Below are 22,910 nucleotides of genomic sequence, written 5' to 3' on the forward strand. Positions count from 1 at the left end.
ATGTGCACCTTGTTGCACGGGGAGGGGAACGTGACTCGTTCACGAAGACTTGCCAAGGTGGCGCTCAGCGGGGCGGTGGCCCTGACGTGTGCCCTGCCGATCACACCTGCGCAGGCCGCGGACGCGCCCGTGGGGACGGTCCGGCTCAGCTCGGAGAAGCGGATCGAGATCACGTACCTGTGGGCCGGCGCGTCCGGTTTCCAGTACCGGCCGACCGTCGGCGGCTCCACCACCTGGGTGGAGTACCCGGACGTCGTACCGCCCGCGCACGCGGGCCCCGACGACCTCGCCACCGGCACCGACGTCGTCACCACCCGCAGCGGCTCCACGGTCACACAGAAGCACCGCTCCACAGGCGCGACCGCCACCGTCACGATCCCGTCCGGCCAGGCCTACAAGGCCGCAGTCGGCTGGAGCGTGCTGACTCAGGACACGGGCGGAGCCCTGCACGTCCTGCGCGCCGCCGCCGACGGGACCACCACGGACGTTCCGGTCACCGGGCTCCCGACGGGCGCCCAGATCACCGCCTACGTCACCGGCGGCTCGGTCCGCAGTCTCGCCGTGGTCCACGCGCTGGACGGCACGACGTCCGTCGGCCTCGTCGACCTCGCGGACGGTGCCTTCCGTACGTACGTCACCGGCCTGCGCGCAGACTCGGATGTCGTCTTCAACGACCGCTGGCTGGTCGCCGACTGGAAGGCGATCCGCGTCGACGCCGAGTCCGGCACCCAGCCCACCGCGGTCACCGGACTGCCCGGTCGGCTCGAAGCCGTCGTGGGTGACCAAGTCCTCGCCGGAAAGCCGGACTTCCTCCCGGCCGGCACCCAGCCCGCACTCAACGCCCGCTCCCTCGTGACCGGGGCCGTGAGCACCGTGCTCACCCCGTCCTTCGGCGGCATCGGCCCGACCCTGGACGGCGGCGCACTCGCCACCGCCGGCCCCTCCAGCCTCGACTGGAACGTCCACCGGATCACGCCCACCGAGGACGGCGGAGCCGCCACCGAGAAGGTGGCCCGGATCCAGCCGTCCCCGACCGGTGTCGACGGACTGGCCCTCGCCGGCGGCGAGTTGTTCCTGTTCGGCAGGACGACCGGCGGCGGCTACCCCCGCTTCAACAGCTTTCAGCTGGACGCGACGGGCAGGCCCACCGGTCAGCAGACCCCTCGCAGTCCAGCACTGAGCGAGGTCACCTGCCTCACCGGCGACGCCGCCTGCCCCCAGCTGGAGGCCCTGGGCGACGGCCGCGTCGCCTACCTCTGGACCAACGCCGAAGGCCGGGAATTCGTCGCCAACGTCGGCCTGGACGCCACCGGCACCCGCACCGAGCCCATGGACGATGCCGGCGGCCGCATCCCCGGCGGCACCGGCCGATACGTGCTCTACAACGGCGGCTCCGGTACCCAGAAGGTCGTCGACTTCCCGAGCGGTACGACCGACGGCGAGACCACCCTCAGCAGGCCCCGCACCGCCGCCGCCGTCTGGGGCCAGGTGATGTGGACCCCCGGCAGCACCCAGGGCTCCGTCGTCGGAAAGCACCTCAAGACCGGCCAGACGCTCGCCACCGTCGCCACGGGCGCCCCCTGCGCCCCCACCGACATCCAGGCCGTGAACACCTGGCTGTACTGGTCCTGCGGCGGCAACGCGGGCATCTACGACCGAGCGGCCAACCGCAGCATCACGGTCCCGGCCGACAACGGCCCGGCCCGCCTCGCCGACGGCTTCCTGCTCCGCGAGAACCGCACCACCCACGAACTGCTGCTCACCGACTTCCACACCGGAACGGCGGCCACCCGCACCCTGGTCAAGCTGCCCACCGCCGACCAGAACGCCGGCGGCAGCAACGGCCGCTGGGCCGTCGACCGCTTCGGCGGCCACATCGCCTACCTCAACGGCACCTACGGCGAGGTCTCGATCGTCCCCAGCGGCGTCCCCGCCTCGGCGCTCGCGCAGATGGAGTCCCAGACCGACGCGGTGCCGGGCGGCCCGACGAAGGCGAACCCCTGGCAGCCCGTCTGGCAGCTCAACAAGCCCGCCACCTGGACCCTCACCCTGAGCAACAGCAGCGGCACGGTGGTCCGCACCCTCACCGGCAGTACCAAGGGCGCCGCCGTCCGCGCCGCCTGGGACGGCTACTGGGGCGACGGCCGCCGCGTCACCGGCACGTACACCTGGAAGCTGACCGCCGAGCCACGCGACAACGCGGGTTCCGCTCTCACCACGACCGGCACGACCACGGTCAACTGACGGACAGGCTCCCGCCGTCCGAGTTACCGTCGGATCATGAGCATTCGGGCCGTGGTGTGGGACGTGGACGACACCATTTTCGACTACACCACCGCGGACCGCGTGGGCATGCGCGCGCACCTGCTGGCCGAGGGCCTGCTCGACGGGTACGACAGCGTCGAGCAGGCCATCGTGCGCTGGCGGGCGATCACCGACGCCCAGTGGGCGCGGTTCTCGGCCGGGGAGGTCACCTTCCAGGGGCAGCGCCGCGACCGGGTGCGGGTGTTCCTCGGCGAGGAGCTGACCGACGCCGAGGCCGACGCCTGGTTCGAGCGGTACATCGGGCACTACGAGACCGCCTGGGCCCTCTTCCCCGACGTCCTGCCGGTCCTGGACGCCCTCGCGGCCAGCCACCGGCACGCGGTGCTGTCCAACTCCAGCATCCACGTCCAGGACCGTAAGCTGCGCGTGCTCGGCGTGTACGACCGCTTCGAGGCCGTCCTGTGCGCGGCCGAGCTCGGCGTCTCCAAACCGGAGGCCGGCGCCTTCCACGCCGCCTGCGCCGCGCTGGAGCTCGCCCCGCACCAGGTGGCGTACGTCGGCGATCATCCGGAGATCGACGGGCGGGGCGCCTTGGACGCCGGGCTGCTGTCGGTGTGGATCGACCGTGACGGGGCGCACACCGGCGTCGACGCGCCCTCCTTGGCGAGCGGCAGTCCGCACCGGATCGCCTCCCTCGCCGAACTCCCGGCGCTCCTCGGCGCGGATACCCGTTTTGGAGCCCCGTCCACCTTCGGGTAATGTTCTTCCTGCGCCGCCGGGGAGCGGGCCGAGAGGCCGGAAACCCGGGGGAGCAAACTAGAACAAGATCCCCCTCAGGGGCTTGCGTTCCAGTGGCCTATGGTGTAATTGGCAGCACGACTGATTCTGGTTCAGTTAGTCTTGGTTCGAGTCCAGGTAGGCCAGCTCGCAGAGCTCATCTGCAACGCCCCCGTTGTGTAGCGGCCTAGCACGCTGCCCTCTCAAGGCAGTAGCGCCGGTTCGAATCCGGTCGGGGGTACTGATTCCGATCTTCTCGGGATCGCTAGGGCCCCCGTTGTGTAGCGGCCTAGCACGCCGCCCTCTCAAGGCGGTAGCGCCGGTTCGAATCCGGTCGGGGGTACTGACTGGTCTAAACCACATTGGTCTATGGTGTAATTGGCAGCACGACTGATTCTGGTTCAGTTAGTCTTGGTTCGAGTCCAGGTAGACCAGCTCGGACCTGCGGAAACGCAGGCTCCACGCCCCCGTTGTGTAGCGGCCTAGCACGCCGCCCTCTCAAGGCGGTAGCGCCGGTTCGAATCCGGTCGGGGGTACCACATGAAGGCCCTTCGCTTCGGCGGAGGGCCTTCGTCGTGCCCGCCGTCGCTCTACTCGAAGCCGTACCGCCGCGTCGTCTCCTCCTCCTGGGCCAGCCGGTGCAGCGCCTGCAGTACCGGCTCGTTGAGGATCGCCCCCAGGATCGCGAACTCGATCCGCTCCGCCTGCGACGGGTGCGTCTCCATGTTGTCCAGGTCGAGGACGGCTGTCCGGTGCATCAACTCGGCGTACGGCGCGAGCAGTTCGGCCCCCCAGTCGTAGCCGAGCCGGCGGAACGCGGCCACCGCCACCACCAGTGAGCGGTACGCGGGGGAGATGGTCGTGAGCCGCTTGGCGTTCTCCCAGCCCAGCCGGTCCAGGAGCGCGCCGACCTCCCGCTGAGCGGCCTGGATGTACTCGTCGTCCTCGTCCGGCTCCGGCACCTGCGGCAGTGCCCACATCGCCGCGCCGAGGCGGATCGCGCGGCCCAGGGAGTCGTCGTCGACATGCCCGAGGACCTCCCGGACCGTCGCCACCGGCACCCGCCCGACCTGGATCATCGCGCGCACCAGGCGCAGCCGGCGCAGATGTTCCTCGTCGTAGTCGGCGGTGCGGGCGTTGATCTGGCGGCCGGGCGCCAACAGCCCTTCGCGCAGGTAGTACTTGATCGTCGCGGTGGGCACCCCACTGCGCTCACTGAGTTCCGCCAGTCTCATCTCTTGCGCCCTTCCTTGGGGAGTGCCACTATCCAAGCATTGCCAAGGAGGATAGTGCCGCTATCCGAGGGGAGCCAGGGGGTCGCCATGTTCGTGAAGCCGACGTTGGGCCGTACGACCGCGGCAGCGGAAGGCGATGTCGTGGTGCTGCTGATCGGTATGCGCATCAACCGTTTCTGGGCCGTGCATCACTGGTTCCCGGTCGCCCTGGGCATGCTGCGGATGCTGCGCCAGTTGCAGAAGGCTCCGGAGCGGGGACTGCTCGGGCATGTGATGCTCACGGCCTCACCGCGGACGCACTACGTGGTCCAGTACTGGGAGTCCAAGGAGAAGCTCTACGCGTTCGCGAGCTCGCCCGACATGCTCCACCAGCGGGCGTGGGCGCTCTTCAACCGCAGGGAGCGGGAGGGCAAGGTGCGCGGGCATGTGGGGCAGTGGCACGAGGCCTACGTGGTGCCCGAGGGGTCGTACGAGTCGATCTACGTGGACATGCCGGCGTTCGGACTCGCGGGGGCGCACGGGCAGGTGCCGCTTGAGAAGCGGGGGCGCTACGCGAAGGACCGGTTCGCGCACCGGTCGAAGGCGAAGGCGGCCGAAGAAGCCAGGTGACCGGGGGCTCGGGGGAGTGGGGAGGGTTCGCCGCGGCGTTGAGGCGGACCCTCCCCACTGACGTGTCCGACGTCAGCCGGTGCGACGCAGGGCCTCCGACAGGCGGCCCGCGGCGTCGATGACCGCCTGGGCGTGCATACGGCCCGGGTGGCGGGTCAGCCGCTCGATGGGGCCGGACACCGATACGGCGGCCACCACGCGGTTCGACGGGCCGCGTACGGGCGCGGAGACGGACGCGACGCCCGGCTCGCGCTCGCCGATCGACTGGGCCCAGCCCCGGCGTCGTACGCCGGAGAGCGCGGTGGCCGTGAAGCGGGCGCCCTGCAGGCCGCGGTGCAGGCGCTCCGGCTCCTCCCAGGCCATGAGGATCTGGGCCGAGGAGCCTGCCTTCATGGTGAGCGTCGAGCCGACCGGGACCGTGTCCCGAAGGCCGGACAGGCGTTCCGCCGCGGCGACGCAGATGCGCATGTCGCCCTGGCGGCGGTAGAGCTGTGCGCTCTCGCCCGTGACGTCACGGAGGTGCGTGAGGACCGGGCCGGCGGTGGCGAGGAGACGGTCCTCACCCGCGGCCGCGGCCAGTTCTGCCAGGCGAGGGCCGAGAATGAAACGGCCCTGCATGTCGCGCGCCACCATGCGGTGGTGTTCCAGAGCCACGGCCAGCCGGTGAGCCGTGGGTCGTGCCAGTCCGGTGGCCGCCACAAGCCCCGCGAGGGTGGCCGGACCGGACTCCAGGGCGCTCAGGACAAGGGCTGCCTTGTCCAGAACGCCGACGCCGCTACTGTTGTCCATGAAACGATACTCGCGTCTCACTCTGTGAAACGCAAGTTCAATTTTCCGTGGAACACGCCACTCTGGAAGAACGAAGGCAGAGCGGCCCGTGGACCAGAACGGGCCTGGCGGCGGGCGTCCGTACCGGGGCGCGGGCGGCAGTCGCCTCCTCAAGATCTCTAGTTGGGCCGGTGGACGCTTGCCGGCCGGAGGGAAAGCGATGGGTAGGACACTCGCGGAGAAGGTCTGGGACGACCATGTCGTCCGGCGCGCCGAGGGCGAGCCCGACCTCCTCTTCATCGATCTGCACCTGCTGCACGAGGTGACCAGCCCGCAGGCCTTCGACGGCCTCCGCAAGAGCGGTCGCCAGGTGCGCCGGCTCGACCTGACCATCGCCACCGAGGACCACAACACCCCGACCCTCGACATCGACAAGCCCATCGCCGACCCGGTCTCCCGGGTCCAGCTGGAGACGCTGCGCAAGAACGCCGCCGAGTTCGGTGTGCGCCTGCACCCGCTGGGCGACGTCGAGCAGGGCGTCGTGCACGTCGTCGGCCCGCAGCTGGGTCTGACCCAGCCCGGTATGACGGTCGTCTGCGGTGACTCCCACACCTCCACGCACGGCGCCTTCGGCGGCCTGGCGTTCGGCATCGGCACCTCCCAGGTGGAGCACGTGCTGGCCACCCAGACGCTGCCGCTGGTCCGCCCGAAGACCATGGCCATCACCGTCAACGGCGAACTGCCCGACGGCGTCACCGCCAAGGACCTGATCCTGGCGATCATCGCCCGGATCGGTACCGGCGGCGGCCAGGGCTACGTCCTGGAGTACCGCGGCTCCGCCATCGAGAAGCTCTCGATGGAGGCCCGGATGACCATCTGCAACATGTCGATCGAGGCCGGCGCCCGCGCGGGCATGATCGCCCCCGACCAGACCACCTTCGACTACCTCGAGGGCCGTCCGCACGCGCCCAAGGGCGAGGACTGGGACGCGGCCGTCGCGTACTGGAAGACGCTGAAGACGGACGAGGACGCCGAGTTCGACGCCGAGGTCGTCATCGAGGCCGCCGAGCTGTCCCCGTTCGTCACCTGGGGCACCAACCCGGGCCAGGGCGCGCCGCTTTCGGCGTCCGTCCCCGACCCTGCTTCGTACGAAGACGCTTCGGAGCGCCTCGCCGCCGAAAAGGCCCTGGAATACATGGGGTTGGAGGCCGGTCAGCCGCTGCGGTCCATCAAGGTGGACACCGTCTTCGTAGGCTCCTGCACCAACGGCCGCATCGAGGACCTGCGCGCCGCCGCCGAGCTGCTGAAGGGCCGCAAAGTCGCCGACGGGCTGCGGATGCTGGTCGTTCCGGGCTCCGCGCGAGTGGGTCTGCAGGCCGTCTCCGAGGGTCTGGACGTCGTCTTCAAGGAGGCCGGCGCCGAGTGGCGGCACGCGGGCTGCTCGATGTGCCTGGGCATGAACCCCGACCAGCTGGCCCCCGGTGAGCGCTCCGCGTCCACCTCCAACCGCAACTTCGAGGGCAGGCAGGGCAAGGGCGGCCGCACCCACCTGGTGTCGCCGCAGGTCGCCGCCGCGACCGCCGTGCTGGGCCACCTGGCCTCCCCGGCCGATCTGTCCGACGTCGAGACCCGTACGCCCGCTGGAGTCTGAGAAGTCATGGAAGCATTCACCACGCACACCGGCCGGGCCGTTCCGCTGCGCCGCTCCAACGTCGACACCGACCAGATCATCCCTGCTCACTGGCTCAAGAAGGTGACTCGGGACGGGTTCGAGGACGGGCTGTTCGAGGCCTGGCGCAAGGACGAGACGTTCATCCTCAACCGGCCCGAGCGCGAAGGCGCCACGGTTCTGGTCGCCGGTCCCGACTTCGGCACCGGGTCCTCCCGTGAGCACGCCGTGTGGGCGCTGCAGAACTACGGCTTCAAGGCCGTCATCTCCTCGCGCTTCGCCGACATCTTCCGCGGCAACTCGCTCAAGAACGGCCTGCTCACGGTGGTTCTGGAGCAGAAGATCGTGGACGCGCTGTGGGAGCTCACCGAGAAGGACCCCACGGCTGAGGTCACTGTGGACCTTGAGGCTCGTGAGGTGCGCGCCGAGGGCATCACCGCCTCCTTCGAGCTGGACGAGAACTCCCGCTGGCGGCTGCTGAACGGCCTCGACGACATCTCGATCACCCTGCAGAACGAGGCCGACATCGCCGCCTACGAGGCGAAGCGGCCGTCGTTCAAGCCGCGCACGCTCCAGGCCTGATCCGAAAGTCCGAGCCAAGGCTTCGCCGCAAGGCGACTTTCGGCCACCGCAACACCCGCGCAGTACCCCCGATCAGCCCCGATCGGGGGTACTGCCATGTCTGCACCCGAACGGCCCTGCGCTGTGTGGGTGCGGCACTCAACTTCCCACGTTACGACGGGTGTTGCCGGGGTACGCGAGTGTTGTAGCCGTGGCTTCCGCAAGTGCCCGGAAGGCCATTTGAGGCCGGAGTTGCACCCCTGGCAGGCGACAACTCGCCCCAGATGGCACAATCTGTGCATGGAACACGACGGCCAACTCGAGCTCTATGCGGCAGTCGCGGACCAACTGAAGGAAGCGCACACAAGAGTGCGCGCACTGCAAGTCCCGGAGGGCGTACGGATGGCGCTGACCCGGAAGCTGCTGGTCATTACGGCCGCGGCCAAGCACGACGTCGCCGAAGCGACAAGGCGTCTGGAGGCGTTCATCGCGGACCTCGACGCGGGGCGATTCCCCGAAGAGGAACGCTGAACACCTTCGAGATCGTCGAGTCTGTTGCGGCACAAGGGTGATTAGCCCGTTTCGTGTTTGATTTGCGGTATATATCTGCCTAACGTGCGAAAAAGCTTGAACACTTTCGTTCTGGCGATGTCTCCGAAGGGGAAGACGTGAACAAGGCGCAGCTCGTAGAAGCGATTGCCGACAAGATGGGCGGCCGCCAGCAGGCCGCCGATGCTGTCGACCACGTACTGGACGCGATCGTCCGCGCGGTCGTCGCGGGTGAGCGGGTCTCGGTCACCGGCTTCGGTTCGTTCGAGAAGGTCGACCGTCCTGCTCGTTACGCCCGTAACCCTCAGACAGGCGAGCGGGTTCGGGTCAAGAAGACCTCCGTTCCGCGTTTCCGTGCGGGTCAGGGCTTCAAGGACCTGGTGAGCGGCTCGAAGAAGCTCCCCCGGGGCGGCGAGGTCGCCGTCAAGAAGGCGCCCAAGGGCAGCCTGACCGGTGGTGCCGCGGCGACGGTCAAGAAGGCCGCCGCGAAGAAGACCACCAAGGCGGCCGCGAAGAAGGTCACCGCGAAGAAGACGACGACCAAGAAGACCACGGCCGCCGCCAAGAAGACCACCGCGAAGAAGGCGCCGGCGAAGAAGACCACGACGGCCACCAAGAAGACCACCGCGGCGAAGAAGACCACCGCGAAGAAGGCGACGGCCAAGAAGGCCCCGGCGAAGAAGGCGACCGCCAAGAAGGCGCCCGCCAAGAAGTCGACGGCTCGCAAGACCACCGCCAAGAAGGCCACCGCTCGCAAGAGGTAGAGCCGCAGGGGCACTCACGCGCCGGGCCGGACTCCGTGTGGAGTCCGGCCCGCGGCGTGTTCGGGTTCGGTGGTTCAGAGGGTCTGCAACGTCACCAGCGTGATGCGCAGGGACTCGCCTTCGCCCTCCGTCTCGATGCGGACCCGTTGCCCGGGGCGCAGCAGCCGTAGGCCTCCGGCGTCGAAGGCGGGGGCGTCGAAGGGGACGGGGGTGCCGTCGTCAAGGAGGACGCTGCCGGAGTGGGTGTCGGCGTCGTAGGTGTATGCGGTGGCCTGCATGGCTGCCACCTTACGACGGGTCGTGGTTCGGCGTTGCGGTTACTGTTCCTTGATCAGCAGGCGTGCCGCTGCCGTCGCCGTTCGTGGGCCCACACCCAAGGTCAATGCCGCTCGCAGGTCGGCGCCGGTGTCCACGTCCTGGCGTACGGAATCCACCTCGTCGAGGTCGAGTTCCATCGCCCCGGACTCGCGATGGCGGGCCCGGGAATCCGTGCCGAATGCCGGCAGTAATTCCTGCCCCGGGGCTGCGGCCAACAGTGTCGTGCCGATTGCTGCCGCGTCCGGTAGAAATGCGCGTGGGAATTCCGCGGCCGAGTCCAGGACTCGGGCCAATTCCAGCGGGCGCAGGGCGGGGAGATCGGCGTTCAGGGCTGCTACGGCGCTTTCGGGGCGACAGGAGCGTACGATCGCCGCCCCGTGCGCCAGCGCCGCGTTGAGGCCGTCGTCCGGCTCGTCCGGGACGATGTGGGCGCCAAGTGCGCCCAGCTCGCGGCCGGCCAGGGCGTCGTTCGTGACGACTGCCACATCCTTCACCGCCGGGCTGGCCAGCGCCGCCGCGACGGTGTCCTGGGCGAAGGCGAGGGCCAGGCCCGGACGCAGTGCGTCGGCCGCGGCGTCCGAGAGCCTGCTCTTCGCCCGCGACAGGGGCTTCAGGGGTATCACCAAGGTCCACTGCACGAGCGTTTCGTCCCTCTCTAGTCGCGGCCATTGTCACTCAGCCGTCACCAGGGGCATCTGGCGGTTGCGGCGGCGAGGCGTACGGTGTTCTCGACAGACCGGCGGCCTGGGGCGACACTTGTGCGGCCCCCCGGCCCGATGACCTTGGTCCCTAGAGGAAGGTGTCCGCGTGCCCCGCCGCAGAATCGGCTTCTGGTACCGCTTCGCCGCGGTGCTCTGCAAACCGCCGCTGGTGGTTCTGATCAAGCGGGACTGGCGCGGAATGGAGCACATTCCGGCCGAGGGTGGATTTATCACCGCGGTGAACCACAATTCGCACATCGATCCCTTCGCGTACGCGCACTTTCAGTACAACACCGGCCGGGTTCCGCGATTCCTCGCGAAGAGCGGGCTTTTCAAGAAGGGATTCGTCGGCGCCGCTATGCGCGGCACCGGGCAGATCCCCGTCTACCGGGAAACCACGGACGCGCTGAGCGCCTTCCGCGCCGCGATCGACGCCGTGGAGCGCGGCGAGTGCGTCGCGTTCTATCCCGAGGGCACCATCACCCGCGACCCCGACCAGTGGCCCATGACCGCCAAGACCGGTGCCGCACGGGTCGCGCTGCAGACCAAGTGCCCGGTGATCCCGGTCGCGCAGTGGGGCGCCAACGAACTGCTGCCGCCCTACGCGAAGAAGGCCAACGTCCTTCCGCGCAAGACCCACCGGGTGCTCGCGGGCCCGCCCGTGGACCTCGCGCGCTTCTACGACAAGGAGATGACCCCGGACCTGCTCAAGGAGGCGACCGAGGTCATCATGGCCGCCATCACCCGCCAGCTGGAGGAGATCCGCGGCGAGAAGGCGCCCGAGACGCCGTACGATCCGCGCCAGGAGCGCATCGAGCAGCGCCGCAGGACCGCCGCGCAGAACCGGCAGTCCCAGCAGGCGTCGCAGCAGCCGAGGGCCGAACAGGAAAAGGCCGAGCAGGAAGAGGGGCAGGGCACGTGAGCAAGCCCGTCAAGGCGGCAGTTCTGAGTGCCGGTTCATGGGGTACGGCCTTCGGCATCGTCCTCGCCGACGCCGGGTGCGAGGTCACCCTGTGGGCCCGTCGCGCCGAGGTCGCCGAGGCCATCAACTCGACCCGCACGAACCCCGACTACTTCCCCGGCGTCGAGCTCCCGCAAGGCATGCGGGCGACCACGGACCCCGCCGAGGCCATGGCCGGCGCAGACTTCACGGTGCTGTCCGTCCCCTCCCAGACGCTGCGCGCCAACCTCGCCGAGTGGACCCCGATGCTGGCGCCGGGCACGGTTCTCGTGTCGCTGATGAAGGGCGTCGAACTCGGCACCACCATGCGGATGAGCGAGGTCATCGAAGACGTGGCCAAGGTCGGCCACGACCGCATCGCCGTCGTCACCGGACCCAACCTCGCCCGCGAGATCGCCGCGCGGATGCCGGCCGCCGCGGTGGTCGCATGCACCGACGAGGCCGTCGCCCAGCGCCTCCAGGCCGCCAGCCACACACCGTACTTCCGCCCCTACACCAATACGGACGTGGTGGGTTGCGAACTGGGCGGTGCCGTGAAGAACGTCATCGGCCTCGCCGTCGGCATCGCGGACGGCATGGGCCTCGGCGACAACGCCAAGGGCTCGCTCATCACACGCGGCCTCGCCGAGACCACGCGACTCGGCGTCGCGCTGGGCGCCGACCCGTTGACCTTCTCCGGACTCGCGGGCCTGGGCGACCTGGTGGCGACCTGCTCCTCGCCGCTGTCCCGCAACCACACCTTCGGCACCAACCTCGGCAAGGGCATGACCCTCCAGGAGACCATCGCGGTCACCAAGCAGACCGCCGAGGGCGTCAAGTCCTGTGAGTCCGTGCTGGATCTGGCCCGCCGGCACGGCGTCGACATGCCGATCACGGAGACGGTCGTCGGCATCGTGCACGAGGGCAAGCCGCCGGTGGTCGCGCTCAAGGAGCTGATGTCGCGCAGCGCAAAGCCCGAGCGACGCTGAGCGACGCCGAGGGGAACGCCACCCTCCGGACGCTGACTCGGACCCTACGGGCGGGTACGCTCATCGCGATATGAGCACCGAGAACCTCCCCCAGAGCCCAGACCAGCAGCCTCGCAAGCCGCGCGTGGCCGTCGTGTTCGGCGGTCGCAGCTCCGAGCACGGGATCTCCATGGTCACCGCCGGCGCCGTACTGCGCGCGATCGACCGGGCGAAGTACGACGTCCTGCCGATCGGCATCACGCGGGAAGGCCGCTGGGTGCTCACCGCGGACGAACCGGAACGGATGGCGATCACCGATCGCCGTACGCCCGAGGTCGAGGACCTCACCGACGCCGGCGAGGGCGGCGTGGTGCTCCCCGTCGACCCGGCGAACCGCGAAGTCGTCTACACCGAGCCCGGATCGGTACCCAAGGCGCTGGGCGAGATCGACGTCGTCTTCCCGGTGCTGCACGGCCCCTACGGCGAGGACGGCACCCTGCAGGGCCTGCTGGAGCTCTCCGGGGTGCCGTACGTGGGTTCCGGCGTGCTCGCCTCGGCCGTCGGCCAGGACAAGGAGTACATGAAGCGGGTGTTCACCTCGTTCGGGCTCAAGGTGGGCCCGTACGTGGTGATCCGGCCGCGGGAGTGGGAGCAGGACGAGTCCGCCGCCCGCAAGAAGATCATCGACCTCGCCGGCGACCACGGCTGGCCGCTCTTCGTGAAGCCCGCGCGCGCGGGTTCGTCGATCGGCATCACCAAGGTCGAGGATCTGTCCGGCCTGGACGAGGCGATCGCCGAGGCGCAGCGGCACGACCCGAAGATCCTTGTCGAGGCGGCGCTGCGCGGCCGTGAGATCGAGTGCGGGGTGCTGGAGTTCGAGGACGGGCCGCGCGCCTCCGCGCCGGCCGAGATCCCGCCGCCGGACGCCCACGCGTACTACGACTTCGAGGCCAAGTACATCGACTCGACGCCCGGGATCGTGCCCGCGCCTCTGACGGCGCAGGAGACGGCCGAGGTCCAGCGCCTGGCGGTGGACGCCTTCGAGGCGGCCTCGTGCGAGGGCCTGGTGCGCGCGGACTTCTTCCTCACCGAGGACGGGGAGTTCGTGATCAACGAGATCAACACGATGCCCGGTTTCACGCCGATCTCGATGTACCCGCAGATGTGGCAGGCGAGCGGGATCAGCTACCCGGACCTCGTGGACAAGCTGATCCAGGCGGCGTTGCGGCGGTCCACCGGGCTCAGGTAGGAGGCGCAAGTTCCAGGTTGGCGGTCCCCTTGGGGATCGCCTTCTTGATGGCCGGCGCCATGTCGGTGAGCATTCCCGCGTTGTCCAGGCCCTTCGGCACCGTCACCTCGACGTACACCTTGCGATTGGCCGTGGTGAAGCGGGTCGAACCGTCGTCCTGCTTCTCCATCAGCCACTCGGCGCCGTTCACCGCACCGCCGATCGCCTTCGGGTCGTCGCCGGTCGCCACCTTCGGGTCGACCATCTTGGGCGGCCGTGGTACACCGCAGCGCAGTATGATCGCCGGGTCGTCCCCCCAGCCCGCAGTCAGCGCGGACGAGGGCGAGGGATCCTCACGGCTCTCACCGTCCACCTTGGCCGGCAGTACCTTGTCCAGGTCCTGGCACAGCTTCGTGGCCTTCGCGTCGGGGCTGGGAACCGCCACGGACGCGCTGTCGTCTGCTGATGAACAGCCCGCGGCGGTGATCAGCAGGACGAGCGCGGGCAGCCCGAGGACAGAAATGTGCCGGTGACGGAAAGAGTTCACCGCCCAAGGTTAGACGGGGGCTACAGATGTACGACCGGGCAGGTCAGGGTGCGGGTGATGCCGTCCACCTGCTGGACCTTCGCGACCACCATGCGACCCAGGTCGTCGACTGTGTCGGCCTGGGCGCGCACGATGACGTCGTAGGGTCCCGTCACGTCCTCGGCCTGGATGACTCCAGGGATCTTGCTGATCGTCTCGGCGACGGTCGACGCCTTGCCGACCTCCGTCTGGATCAGGATGTACGCCTGTACCACGGAACCTCCAGGGCGGCCACGAGGATCATGTGGGGAAAAGGAACGCCACGGTATCGCGTCGCCGCTCGCCGCGGGGAGACCTGCGAGGGCCGGGGCTTGCGCGCCGGGGTACCGGCACGACAGAAGTTGACGTACACCTCGACCGTAGCGAGGACAGTAGTGCCGCGCGACCGGGTACGGACAGGGACAGAAGGGGCGTAAGGGTAATGAAGGGCACTGTTGGTGAGCTCGGCGAGTTCGGGCTCATCAGGGAGCTCACCTCCCGTCTCACCACCACCCCGGCGGTCCGGGTCGGCCCCGGCGACGACGCCGCGGTGGTGGCCGCGCCCGACCGCAGGGTGGTCGCCAGCACCGACATCCTGCTGGAGGGGCGGCACTTCCGCCGTGACTGGTCCACGGCCTACGACGTGGGCCGCAAGGCCGCCGCGCAGAACCTCGCGGACATCGCCGCCATGGGCGCCGTACCGACCGCGCTGCTGCTCGGCCTCGTCGTGCCGGCCGAACTCCCGGTGACCTGGCCGAGCGAACTGATGGACGGTCTGCGCGACGAGTGCCAGGTCGCGGGCGCCTCGGTGGTCGGCGGGGACGTCGTACGGGGCGACACCATCATGGTGTCGATCACCGCGCTCGGCGATCTGCGCAACCAGGAGCCCGTGACGCGGGCCGGCGCCCAGCCCGGCGACCTCGTCGCGGTGACCGGCTGGCTGGGCTGGTCCGCCGCCGGATACGCCGTGCTCTCCCGCGGTTTCCGCTCGCCGCGTGCCTTCGTGGAGGCGCACCGGCGCCCCGAGCCGCCGTATCACGCGGGTCCGGCCGCCGCCGGGCTCGGCGCGACCGCGATGTGCGACGTCAGCGACGGGCTGATCGCGGACCTCGGGCACATCGCCGAGGCCAGCAAGGTCCGCATCGACATCCGCTCGGGCGCGATCGACATCCCGACCCAGATGAACGACATCGGGCAGGCCGTCGGCGTCGACCCCATGCAGTGGGTGCTGACCGGGGGAGAGGACCACGCGATCGTGGCTACCTTCCCGCCGGACGTGAAGCTGCCGGCCCGCTGGAAGGTCATCGGCGAGGTCCTCAACCCCTCGGCGCTGCCGCAGGTGACGGTGGACGGGGCGCCGTGGACCAGCAAGGGCGGCTGGGACCACTTCGGCGGGGACATCGAGTCATGATCCCGGGCGTCCTCACGGTGGCGGGCTCCGACTCCGGCGGCGGCGCGGGCATCCAGGCCGACCTGAAGACGATGCTCGCGCTCGGCGTGCACGGCATGAGCGTGATCACCGCGGTCACCGCCCAGAACTCCCTCGGTGTGCAGGGGGCCTGGGAGCTTCCGGTGGAGGCGGTGCGGGCGCAGTACCGCAGCGTCGTCGACGACATCGGCGTACAGGCGATCAAGACGGGGATGCTCGCGTCGGCCGAACTCGTCGAGGCGGTGGCCGAGTTGATCGGGGGGACGGACGCGCCCGCCGTGGTCGATCCGGTCGGGGTCTCCAAGCACGGCGACTCGCTGCTGGCGGCTTCCGCGCTCGACTCGGTGCGCACCAAGCTGCTGCCGGTCGCGACCGTCGCCACCCCGAACCTCGACGAGGTGGCCCAACTCACCGGCGTACACGTGGAGTCGGAGGACGACCTGCGGCGAGCCGCGGCGGCCGTGCTGGCGTACGGGCCCCGTTGGGTCGTGGTCAAGGGCGGCCATCTCGCGGGCGACGCCCTGGACCTGCTCACGGACGGCTCCGAGGAGCACTGGCTGCGCGCCCCGCGCCACGACAACCGGCACACGCACGGCACGGGCTGCACCCTCGCGTCGGCGATCGCGTCGCAGCTGGCGAAGGGGCAGTCCGTGCCGGAGGCGGTGGCGGCGGCCAAGGAGTACGTCACGGGGGCGATCGCGGCCGGGTTCGCGCTCGGCGGCGGGATCGGGCCTGTCGACCACGGCTGGGCCCTCACACGGGGTACTCCGGGAGCTTGATGCCGGTCGCCGACTTCTCGGTGAGCCGCTTGAAGAAGGCCGCCAGCGGGCGGGAGGCGAGCAGCCGGTACATCCGGTCCCGGCTGCGGATCCGCCGCTCGGTGGCCGGGGCGAAGAACGGTCCCGCGTTGCCCGACGTCTTCTGACAGCCCTTGGCGAAGTCCCGGATCCGGCTCTCGTACGCGGCGAACGCCATACGGTGATCCCCGCCCGCCAGGGCGAGTTCACCGGCCAGGACGTACGCGCCGACGATCGCCACACCGGTGCCCATGCCGCCCATCGTGGCGCCGTACCCGGCGTCCCCGAGCAGCGCCACGCGCCCCTTGGTGAGCCGGTCGACGTGGATCTGGGCGATCGCGTCGAAGTACAGGTCGTCGGCCGCCTCCAGCGCCTTGAGGACGTTCGGCCCCTCCCAGCCCATCCCCGCGAACCGCTCGGCGAGGATCCGCTTCTGCGCGGCGGTGTCCCGGCGGTCGTAGGACAGCCGCTCGGACCGGAAGACCAGCAGCGCGCCCGCGCGGTCGGGGTCGCCGTCGTAGTTGCCGAGGGCGATCGCGCGGCCAGGCTCGCTGTAGAGGCGGCCCGTGCGGTCCAGGCCCAGGTCGTTGGGGACCTCGAAGCCCGCGACGTAGTGGTCGAAGAAGCGCAGGTAGCGGGACTCGTCGCCGAAGACGAGACCTCGGGTGTGCGAGTGGAGGCCGTCCGCGCCGATCACCAGGTCGAAGCGGCGGGACGGGCTGTTGTCGAAGGTGACGTCGACACCGTGGGGCGTGTCGGTGAGCGTGGCGATCGAGTCGCCGAAGACGTACTCGACGCGGTCCTTGGTGCGCTCGTACATGATCCGCGCGAGCTCCCCCCGGAAGATCTCCACATCGCCGCTCATCATCTCCGAAGGCAGGTCCACGCGCGCGTGCCCGTCCGCGTCCACGACGCTCTGGCGGCCCATATGGGTCTGGTGGGCGTGGATCTCGTCCCAGATGCCCATCGAGGTGAGGACCGTGCGGTGGACGTGCCCCCGGAAGTCGACCGCGAAGCCGCCACCGCGCAGCGCGGGCGCCTTCTCGACGACGGTGACGCGTGCGCCGTAGCGGGCCAGGTTCAGGGCGAGGGCGGGACCGGCGACGCTGGCGCCGGAGATGAGGACGGTGAGGTGGCCGAGGTCGTGCGTCTTGTTCGTCATGCACGGCAGCTTCCGCGCGGCCGCTGACCGTCCTCCTACCGTTCGCTGACCGCCGCTGACCGTAGCGCGCGGCCCTGCTCGAAGGCCTTCTCGTATGCCTCGCGGGACAACTTCTCGCGTACCTCCTTCCGCGTCCGTACGGCATCGGGGTCGCCATCGGTCGACGCGCCCCGCAGGCCCTCCGCGGCGCCCAGGAGTTCGGCCGCCCGCTCGGGGTGCGGGGCGACGGAGGCCAGGGCCTCGGCGACGGCCGCCAGGGCGAGGGTGTCGGGGACGTCCAAGGCGTGCGTGCGGGCTTGGGCGAACCAGTCGCGGGCTTGGTCGAGATCGCCCTCGGCGGCCGCCGTGCGGCCCAGCCCGATCAGGATCAGGACGGTCTCGCCGACGCTGAACCAGTTCGCCGCGCAGGCCTGGAGAGCGCTTTCGTAGTGCACGCGCGCGTGGGCGGTGTCCCCGGTCTCGCAGAGCCGGGCCGCGTCGCCCAGGCCGCGCCGGGCGGCCGCCACCTTGTCCGGGGCACCCGCCGCGCGGGCCAGGTCGGCGGCTCGCGTGAAGAGCGCCACCGCGTCCTCGCTGTCGCCGCGGTACAGCAGCACGGTGGCGCGGGAGCGCAGCAGGTCGGAGGTCTCCTCGGGTGCGTCCAGTTCCTGGACGTACTCCAGGCCTTCGTCGAACAGCTCCAGGGCGCGGTCGTAGTCGCCGCGCCGGCCCGCGAAGCCACCCAGCGGATCCAGGCAGTTGGCCATGCCCCAGCGGTCACCGGTCGCACGGAATCCGGCCAGTGAGCGCGCGAAGGCCGCCTCGGAGGCCACCGGGTCGCCCGTGAACTGCGCCTGGTAGGCGAGTCCCAGATCCAGCAGCGCGCGGCCCCACGGTGCGTCGCCGACCTGGACGGCGAGCAGGTCGTCGTCCACCGCGTACAGCGGGCCGGCGGCCAGCGACCACAGGACCATGGTGAAAGGCAGCCGCAGCGGCTCGTCCAGGGCGCGCATGAGCGCGGCCACACGCGCGATGCGGTCGGGTTCGCCCGGATCGTCGCCGCGGCCGGTGACCGTGTTCATCAGACACAGCGCGTACTCCTCCGCCAGCCCCGGCGGCGGTGCCTCGCCGACCGCCGCCAGCAGGGCGCGAGCCAAGGGCACCTGCTCGCCGTACGGGGCGCGCAGCCGCCAGAACCAGGACAGGGTCGCCATCAGCCGCAGGGCGCCCTCGGGGGCCGTGGCGACGAGATGGCGCAGAGCCGCGTCCAGGTTGTCCCGCTCGGTGTCCAGACGGGCCAGCCAGGGGAGTTGGCCGCCACCGCGCAGACACGGCTCCGCGCGCTCGGCCAGCGCCCGGAAGTACGCCGCGTGGGCGTCCCGCAGCCGGTGCTCGTCCGCCAGCCGCTCGGCGGCGTACGCGCGGATGGTCTCCAGCATCCGGTAGCGGCCCTCGGACACTTCCAGGAACGACTTCTCGACCAGCGAGGCCAGCAGGTCCTCCGGATGCGGGGTCGCGCACACCGCTTCGACCGCCTCCAGGGTGGCCCCGCCCACGAAGACCGTCAGCCGGGTCGCGAGCTCCCGCTCCTCCTCGTCCAGGAGGTCCCAGCTCCACTCCACGACGGCGCGCAGGGTCCGATGCCGGGGAGCCTTGGAACGGTCGCCGCGGGAGAGAAGGCGGAACCGGTCGCCCAAGCGGTCCGCCAACTCGTCCGGGGTGAGGGTGCGCAGCCGGGCCGCCGCCAGCTCGATGGCGAGAGGCAGCCCGTCGAGGGCCGCGCAGATGTCGGCCACACGCGCGTGGCCCTCGAATCCGGGACGCACGGCCCGCGCGCGATCGAGGAAGAGCCTGCCCGCGGGCTCCGGCGGCAGCGGCGGTACGGGGATCAGGACCTCACCGGTGATGCCGAGCGACTCACGGCTCGTGGCGAGCACGCGCACCCCGGGACACGCGCCGAGCAGCAGCGCGGACAGCCGGGCCACGTCCGTCACCAGGTGCTCGCAGTTGTCGAGGACGAGAACGAGCTCGCGGTCCTCCAGCGCGGCCAGCAGTCGCTCGGTGCCGTCCGTCGCGGGGGTGCGCAAGCCGTCGCGCACTCCGAGGGCGGTCAGTACGGCGTACGGGATCTGCGCCCCGTCGGTGAGGGGTGCCAGCTCGGCGTAACAGACGTCGCTGTGCCCGCTCGCCGCCTCGATCGCCAGCCGGGTCTTGCCCGCGCCGCCGGGGCCGGTGAGCGTGACGAGACGGGAGCCCGCTCCCCCGCTCAGCAGCTCAGAGATCCGTACGAGCTCTGTCTCCCGGCCCACGAAGCGGGTGAGCTGGACGGGGACGCGTCGGCGGTCGTCCCGCTGTCCCCGGAGCAGCTCCAGGTGCAGCGCGGACAACTCGGCGGAGGGGTCCGCACCCAGCTCCTCCGCGAGCGCCCGCCGGGCCTCCTCGTACACCGTCAGCGCCTCGGCGGGCCGCCCGACCGCGTGCAGGGCGCGCATCAGCTGGCCGTACAGCCGCTCGCTCAGGGGGTGCGCGGAGAGCAGCGCCCGAAGCTCCGGTATGAGTTCCGGACCGCCGCCGAGCGCCAGATCCGCCTCGATGCGGTCCTGTACGGCGGCCAGCCTGAGCTCGTCGAGCCGGGTGCGCTCGGCGTGCGCGTCCGGGAGGTCGGGCAGGGCGGGGCCACGCCACAGGGCGAGCGCGCCCAGAAGCCCGGCCGCGGCCCGCCGGTGGTCTTTGGCGGCGAGGGCGGCACGTCCGTCGGCGGCCAGCTGCTCGAACCGGTGGGCGTCCACCGTGTCGGGAGCTGTGGCGATGCGGTAGCCGGTCGGGGTCGCCTCGATCTCCGTGTGCGGGGCGAGGCGCCTGCGCAGGCGGGAGATCTGCGACTGGAGGGCGTTGGCGGCACCGGCGGGCGGCCGGCTGCCGTAGAGGCCGTCCAACAGGCGCTCCATGGAGACCGCCCGGCCCGCGTCGAGGAGCAGGAGGGTGAGCAGGGCGCGAGGCCGGGGGCCGCCGGGGTCGACGGGGGTGCCGTCGTCGGTGCGTATCTCCAGTGGGCCCAGGATGCCGAAGCGCATGCTCGGGATTCTGGCAGTTCAGCGCGATGCCAGGGACAGCAAAAAACTTCAGGGACAGCAAAAAGCCGGCCCACCGTCAGGTGGACCGGCTCAGTGCAACGAACCAGCAGTGGCCGCGCGCTTAGCTGTGCGTCAGCGCGAGACCTTGCCGGCCTTGATGCACGAGGTGCAAGCGTTCACGCGCTTCGGCGTCCCGCCGACCACGGTACGGACGCGCTGGATGTTCGGGTTCCAGCGACGGGACGTACGGCGGTGCGAGTGCGAGATGTTGTTGCCGAAGCCCGGCCCCTTGCCGCAGACGTCGCAGTTGGCAGCCACGGGTCACTCCAAAGACTTCAGATGCACTTACGGTTAATCCCGGCAGGCCGGGATCGAGATCTAGGATCTGAGTGGCGTTGCCAGGGGAACGGCCCGATCAGATCGGGCAACCGGAGCAGCATACAACGACTGCGCCAGTGCAACGAAACTACCATGGCTGCTCAGGGCCCCGCTCCCGGCCCTCTTCCGCCGCACACCGGCCCTGGGTCTACGCTGCGAGCCACGTCCAGCAGCTCAAGGAGGCGCAGGTGGCGCACGTGCCGCAGACATTCTTCGATGCTCTCGCGGTGCGCACCTGGTGCGGCCTCGCGTTGGAGTCGCTGGGTCGCGCGCGTGAGGAGATCGACGCGATCAACGTCTATCCGGTGGCCGACGGTGACACCGGGACGAACCTGTATCTGACCGTGGAGTCGTCCGTGGCCGCGGTCGAGGCGGTGTTCGCCGGGCACGAGGTGGATTCCGCGCGGACCGGGAGCCCCTCGCTGGCCGACGCCGTGCGCGCGATGGCACACGGGGCTCTGATCGGGGCCCGGGGGAACTCCGGGACGATCCTGGCGCAGCTGCTGCGTGGCATGGCGCAGGTGCTCGCCGCCGACGGGGAGGCGGCTCACACCGGCGGAGGGGGCCTGCGGCTCGCCCTGCGGCGCGCCGCCGACTCCGCGCGCGAGGCCGTGGCCCATCCCGTCGAGGGCACGGTGCTCTCGGTCGCCTCGGCCGCCGCCGACGCGGCCGACGGAGCGGAGGGCGACTGCGGGACGGTCGCGCGGGCTGCCTACGAGGGGGCGCGTGCCGCCCTCGCCGCGACGCCCGGCCAGCTGGCCGTCCTGGAGCGCGCCGGGGTCGTCGACGCGGGTGGGCGAGGGCTGGTGGCGGTGCTTGCGGCGCTGGTGGAGACGTTCACCGGGGAGGCGCCGCGGGCGGTCGGGTCCTTGGCCAAGGGTTCCGGTTCGGGTTCCGGGACGTACGCGCGCGGGGGGCGCGGTGGGGCCGGGGATGAGCAGGGGCTCGCAGGGGACGGCGGGGGCGGCGAGGGCGGTGGATCGCACGCACGTGTGGAGACTGCGGAGACGACGGCGGGCGACACCGCACGCACGCGCGTGGAGCGCGGCACCGGGATGCCGCCCATGGACCTGGAGCCGGGTGCCTTTCCCGGGCCGGACCTGGAGTGGGGTGCCTTTCCCGGGAGCGACGAACACCTCGCGTCCCACGTGCCGGGGCAAGCGGCAACCGCGGCGCACGCGCGCGGGGGCTCCGCCGTCCCGGGCGACCTCGACGACTGCGCCGACGGTCCGGCCGGACACGGCGGAGGTGGCCCCGCCTTCGAGGTGATCTACCTCCTGGAGGCCGATGACGCGGCCGTTGCCCGGCTGCGGGCCCGGCTCGACGCCCTCGGGGACTCCCTCGTCGTGGTCGGCGGCGACGGGCTGTGGAACGTCCATGTGCACGTCGACGACGCGGGCGCCGCCGTGGAGGCGGGCGTCGAGGCCGGGCGGCCGTACCGGATCCGGATCACCCACTTCGGGCTCGGCGACGTCCACACCACCGGCGGCGAGCGGCCACTGCGGGAGCGGGTTCAGCGCGCCGTGGTGGCCGTCGTGCCGGGTGAGGGCCTGGCCGGGCTGTACACCGAGGCCGGCGCGACCGCCGTGCTCGCGCGGCCCGGGGAGCCGCCCGCCAGCGGGGAACTCGTCGACGCCGTACGGCGGGCCCACGCGCGTGAGGTCGTGCTGCTGCCCAACGACCCCGAGCTGCGCCACACCGCGGCCGCCGCGGCCGAGCAGGCCCGCGCGGAGGGCATCCGCGTGGCGCTGATCCCGACCCGCTCCGCGGTCCAGGGCATCGCGGCGCTCGCCGTGCACGAGCCGGAACGCCGCTTCGACGAGGACGTCGTGTCGATGACCTCGGCGGCCGGCGCGACCCGGTACGGCGAGGTCGCCGTCGCGGAGCGCCAGTCCTGGACCATGGCCGGCATCTGCCAGGCCGGCGACATCCTCGGCCTGATCGACGGCGACGTGGCCGTGATCGGCTCAGATGTCACGGCCACCGCGGAGACCGTCCTCGACCGCATGATCGCGGCCGGCGGCGAACTCGTCACGATCGTCCTCGGCGACGAGGCACCGGAGGCGATCGCCGAGCACCTCGAAGCACGCGTGCGTGAGTCGTATCTCGCCGTCGACACGGTGGTGTACCGGGGCGGGCGGCAAGGGGCGCTGCTGCTCATCGGCGTGGAGTGA

Annotated in this window: 22 protein-coding genes and 5 tRNA genes; 18 read left to right on the forward strand and 9 right to left on the reverse strand. The window is 70.9% G+C overall.

What is annotated here, in order from left to right; genetic code table 11:
• Positions 1–30 precede the first annotated feature (30 nt).
• The 7 genes from EHO50_RS34220 (at position 31) to EHO50_RS34250 (ending at position 3,581) form a co-directional block, all read left to right on the forward strand.
• Positions 31–2,244: a hypothetical protein gene (locus tag EHO50_RS34220; protein WP_128435136.1), complete on the forward strand. Its 2,214-nt coding sequence runs from the start codon at positions 31–33 to the stop codon at positions 2,242–2,244.
• A gap of 36 nt (positions 2,245–2,280) precedes the next feature.
• Positions 2,281–3,024 carry an HAD family hydrolase gene (locus EHO50_RS34225; protein WP_128435137.1) on the forward strand — a complete coding sequence of 248 codons (744 nt, stop codon included), beginning with the start codon at positions 2,281–2,283 and terminating at the stop codon, positions 3,022–3,024.
• 93 nt (positions 3,025–3,117) lie between these two features.
• Positions 3,118–3,189 (forward strand) — tRNA-Gln (locus EHO50_RS34230).
• 21 nt (positions 3,190–3,210) lie between these two features.
• Positions 3,211–3,283: transfer RNA gene (locus EHO50_RS34235), tRNA-Glu, on the forward strand.
• Between the two features lie 29 nt (positions 3,284–3,312).
• A tRNA-Glu gene (locus EHO50_RS34240) sits at positions 3,313–3,385 on the forward strand.
• Positions 3,386–3,405: 20 nt separating this feature from the next.
• A tRNA-Gln gene (locus EHO50_RS34245) sits at positions 3,406–3,477 on the forward strand.
• Between the two features lie 28 nt (positions 3,478–3,505).
• Positions 3,506–3,581 (forward strand) — tRNA-Glu (locus EHO50_RS34250).
• Positions 3,582–3,632: 51 nt separating this feature from the next.
• Here EHO50_RS34250 and EHO50_RS34255 read toward each other — a convergent pair.
• Positions 3,633–4,277: a MerR family transcriptional regulator gene (locus EHO50_RS34255; protein ID WP_128435138.1), complete on the reverse strand. Its 645-nt coding sequence runs from the start codon at positions 4,275–4,277 to the stop codon at positions 3,633–3,635.
• A gap of 87 nt (positions 4,278–4,364) precedes the next feature.
• Between EHO50_RS34255 and EHO50_RS34260 the strand changes: the two genes are divergently transcribed.
• On the forward strand, positions 4,365–4,886 hold the full coding sequence (locus EHO50_RS34260) for a DUF4188 domain-containing protein (protein ID WP_128435327.1): 522 nt from the start codon (positions 4,365–4,367) through the stop codon (positions 4,884–4,886).
• Positions 4,887–4,958: 72 nt separating this feature from the next.
• On the opposite strand, the gene ndgR is transcribed toward EHO50_RS34260, so the two are convergent.
• Positions 4,959–5,675, reverse strand: a complete 717-nt coding sequence (gene ndgR, locus EHO50_RS34265) for an IclR family transcriptional regulator NdgR (RefSeq protein WP_010984119.1) — start codon at positions 5,673–5,675, stop codon at positions 4,959–4,961.
• Positions 5,676–5,874: 199 nt separating this feature from the next.
• On the opposite strand from ndgR, the gene leuC reads away from it, so the two are divergent.
• From leuC to EHO50_RS34285, 4 genes are all read left to right on the forward strand, one after another.
• Entirely contained in the window at positions 5,875–7,305 is a 1,431-nt protein-coding gene (gene leuC, locus EHO50_RS34270; RefSeq protein WP_128435139.1) for a 3-isopropylmalate dehydratase large subunit, read from the forward strand.
• A gap of 6 nt (positions 7,306–7,311) precedes the next feature.
• Complete coding sequence (gene leuD / locus EHO50_RS34275; RefSeq protein WP_128435140.1) at positions 7,312–7,905, forward strand: 3-isopropylmalate dehydratase small subunit; 594 nt, start codon at positions 7,312–7,314, stop codon at positions 7,903–7,905.
• A 279-nt stretch (positions 7,906–8,184) separates the two neighbouring features.
• Entirely contained in the window at positions 8,185–8,415 is a 231-nt protein-coding gene (locus EHO50_RS34280) for an SCO5555 family protein (protein WP_128435141.1), read from the forward strand.
• A gap of 137 nt (positions 8,416–8,552) precedes the next feature.
• Positions 8,553–9,197 carry an HU family DNA-binding protein gene (locus EHO50_RS34285; protein WP_128435142.1) on the forward strand — a complete coding sequence of 215 codons (645 nt, stop codon included), beginning with the start codon at positions 8,553–8,555 and terminating at the stop codon, positions 9,195–9,197.
• A 74-nt stretch (positions 9,198–9,271) separates the two neighbouring features.
• Here the strand turns inward: EHO50_RS34285 and EHO50_RS34290 are convergent, their stop codons facing one another.
• Both EHO50_RS34290 and cofC read right to left on the reverse strand, forming a co-directional pair.
• A complete protein-coding gene (locus EHO50_RS34290; RefSeq protein ID WP_128435143.1) occupies positions 9,272–9,475 on the reverse strand; it encodes a hypothetical protein in 204 nt (67 codons plus the stop codon).
• Between the two features lie 39 nt (positions 9,476–9,514).
• Positions 9,515–10,153 (reverse strand): 2-phospho-L-lactate guanylyltransferase, encoded by a 639-nt coding sequence (cofC, locus tag EHO50_RS34295; RefSeq protein ID WP_128435144.1) that lies wholly within the window; start codon positions 10,151–10,153, stop codon positions 9,515–9,517.
• 169 nt (positions 10,154–10,322) lie between these two features.
• Between cofC and EHO50_RS34300 the strand changes: the two genes are divergently transcribed.
• From EHO50_RS34300 to EHO50_RS34310, 3 genes are all read left to right on the forward strand, one after another.
• The gene (locus tag EHO50_RS34300) at positions 10,323–11,138 is read left to right on the forward strand and encodes a lysophospholipid acyltransferase family protein (protein WP_128435145.1); all 816 of its coding nucleotides are present in this window, start codon (positions 10,323–10,325) and stop codon (positions 11,136–11,138) included.
• On the forward strand, positions 11,135–12,145 hold the full coding sequence (locus EHO50_RS34305; protein WP_128435146.1) for an NAD(P)H-dependent glycerol-3-phosphate dehydrogenase: 1,011 nt from the start codon (positions 11,135–11,137) through the stop codon (positions 12,143–12,145). The genes EHO50_RS34300 and EHO50_RS34305 overlap by 4 nt, the downstream gene beginning before the upstream one ends.
• Before the next feature lie 70 nt (positions 12,146–12,215).
• Complete coding sequence (locus EHO50_RS34310) at positions 12,216–13,373, forward strand: D-alanine--D-alanine ligase family protein (RefSeq protein WP_128435147.1); 1,158 nt, start codon at positions 12,216–12,218, stop codon at positions 13,371–13,373.
• Here the strand turns inward: EHO50_RS34310 and EHO50_RS34315 are convergent.
• On the reverse strand, positions 13,366–13,899 hold the full coding sequence (locus tag EHO50_RS34315) for a DUF3515 domain-containing protein (RefSeq protein WP_128435148.1): 534 nt from the start codon (positions 13,897–13,899) through the stop codon (positions 13,366–13,368). The two genes, EHO50_RS34310 and EHO50_RS34315, sit on opposite strands and share 8 nt — an antisense overlap.
• A 20-nt stretch (positions 13,900–13,919) precedes the next feature.
• Positions 13,920–14,153 carry an Lrp/AsnC family transcriptional regulator gene (locus EHO50_RS34320; protein ID WP_003997603.1) on the reverse strand — a complete coding sequence of 78 codons (234 nt, stop codon included), beginning with the start codon at positions 14,151–14,153 and terminating at the stop codon, positions 13,920–13,922.
• A 206-nt stretch (positions 14,154–14,359) separates the two neighbouring features.
• On the opposite strand from EHO50_RS34320, the gene EHO50_RS34325 reads away from it, so the two are divergent.
• Together EHO50_RS34325 and thiD are read left to right on the forward strand one after the other, a co-directional pair.
• Entirely contained in the window at positions 14,360–15,328 is a 969-nt protein-coding gene (locus EHO50_RS34325; protein WP_128435149.1) for a thiamine-phosphate kinase, read from the forward strand.
• Positions 15,325–16,125 (forward strand): bifunctional hydroxymethylpyrimidine kinase/phosphomethylpyrimidine kinase, encoded by an 801-nt coding sequence (thiD, locus tag EHO50_RS34330; protein ID WP_128435150.1) that lies wholly within the window; start codon positions 15,325–15,327, stop codon positions 16,123–16,125. The genes EHO50_RS34325 and thiD overlap by 4 nt, the downstream gene beginning before the upstream one ends.
• On the opposite strand, the gene EHO50_RS34335 is transcribed toward thiD, so the two are convergent.
• The 3 genes from EHO50_RS34335 to rpmB all read right to left on the reverse strand — a co-directional run bounded on the left by EHO50_RS34335 (position 16,100) and on the right by rpmB (position 20,676).
• Positions 16,100–17,305, reverse strand: coding sequence for an FAD-dependent monooxygenase (locus EHO50_RS34335; protein WP_128435151.1), 1,206 nt, complete (start codon positions 17,303–17,305; stop codon positions 16,100–16,102). The two genes, thiD and EHO50_RS34335, sit on opposite strands and share 26 nt — an antisense overlap.
• Positions 17,306–17,340: 35 nt before the next feature.
• Positions 17,341–20,358 carry an AfsR/SARP family transcriptional regulator gene (locus EHO50_RS34340; protein WP_128435152.1) on the reverse strand — a complete coding sequence of 1,006 codons (3,018 nt, stop codon included), beginning with the start codon at positions 20,356–20,358 and terminating at the stop codon, positions 17,341–17,343.
• Between the two features lie 132 nt (positions 20,359–20,490).
• Complete coding sequence (rpmB, locus tag EHO50_RS34345) at positions 20,491–20,676, reverse strand: 50S ribosomal protein L28 (RefSeq protein ID WP_003993230.1); 186 nt, start codon at positions 20,674–20,676, stop codon at positions 20,491–20,493.
• 248 nt (positions 20,677–20,924) lie between these two features.
• On the opposite strand from rpmB, the gene EHO50_RS34350 reads away from it, so the two are divergent.
• Complete coding sequence (locus tag EHO50_RS34350; protein ID WP_128435153.1) at positions 20,925–22,910, forward strand: DAK2 domain-containing protein; 1,986 nt, start codon at positions 20,925–20,927, stop codon at positions 22,908–22,910.

It is taken from the genome of Streptomyces cyaneus (assembly GCF_004028635.1).
GTDB classification, from domain to species: domain Bacteria; phylum Actinomycetota; class Actinomycetes; order Streptomycetales; family Streptomycetaceae; genus Streptomyces; species Streptomyces cyaneus.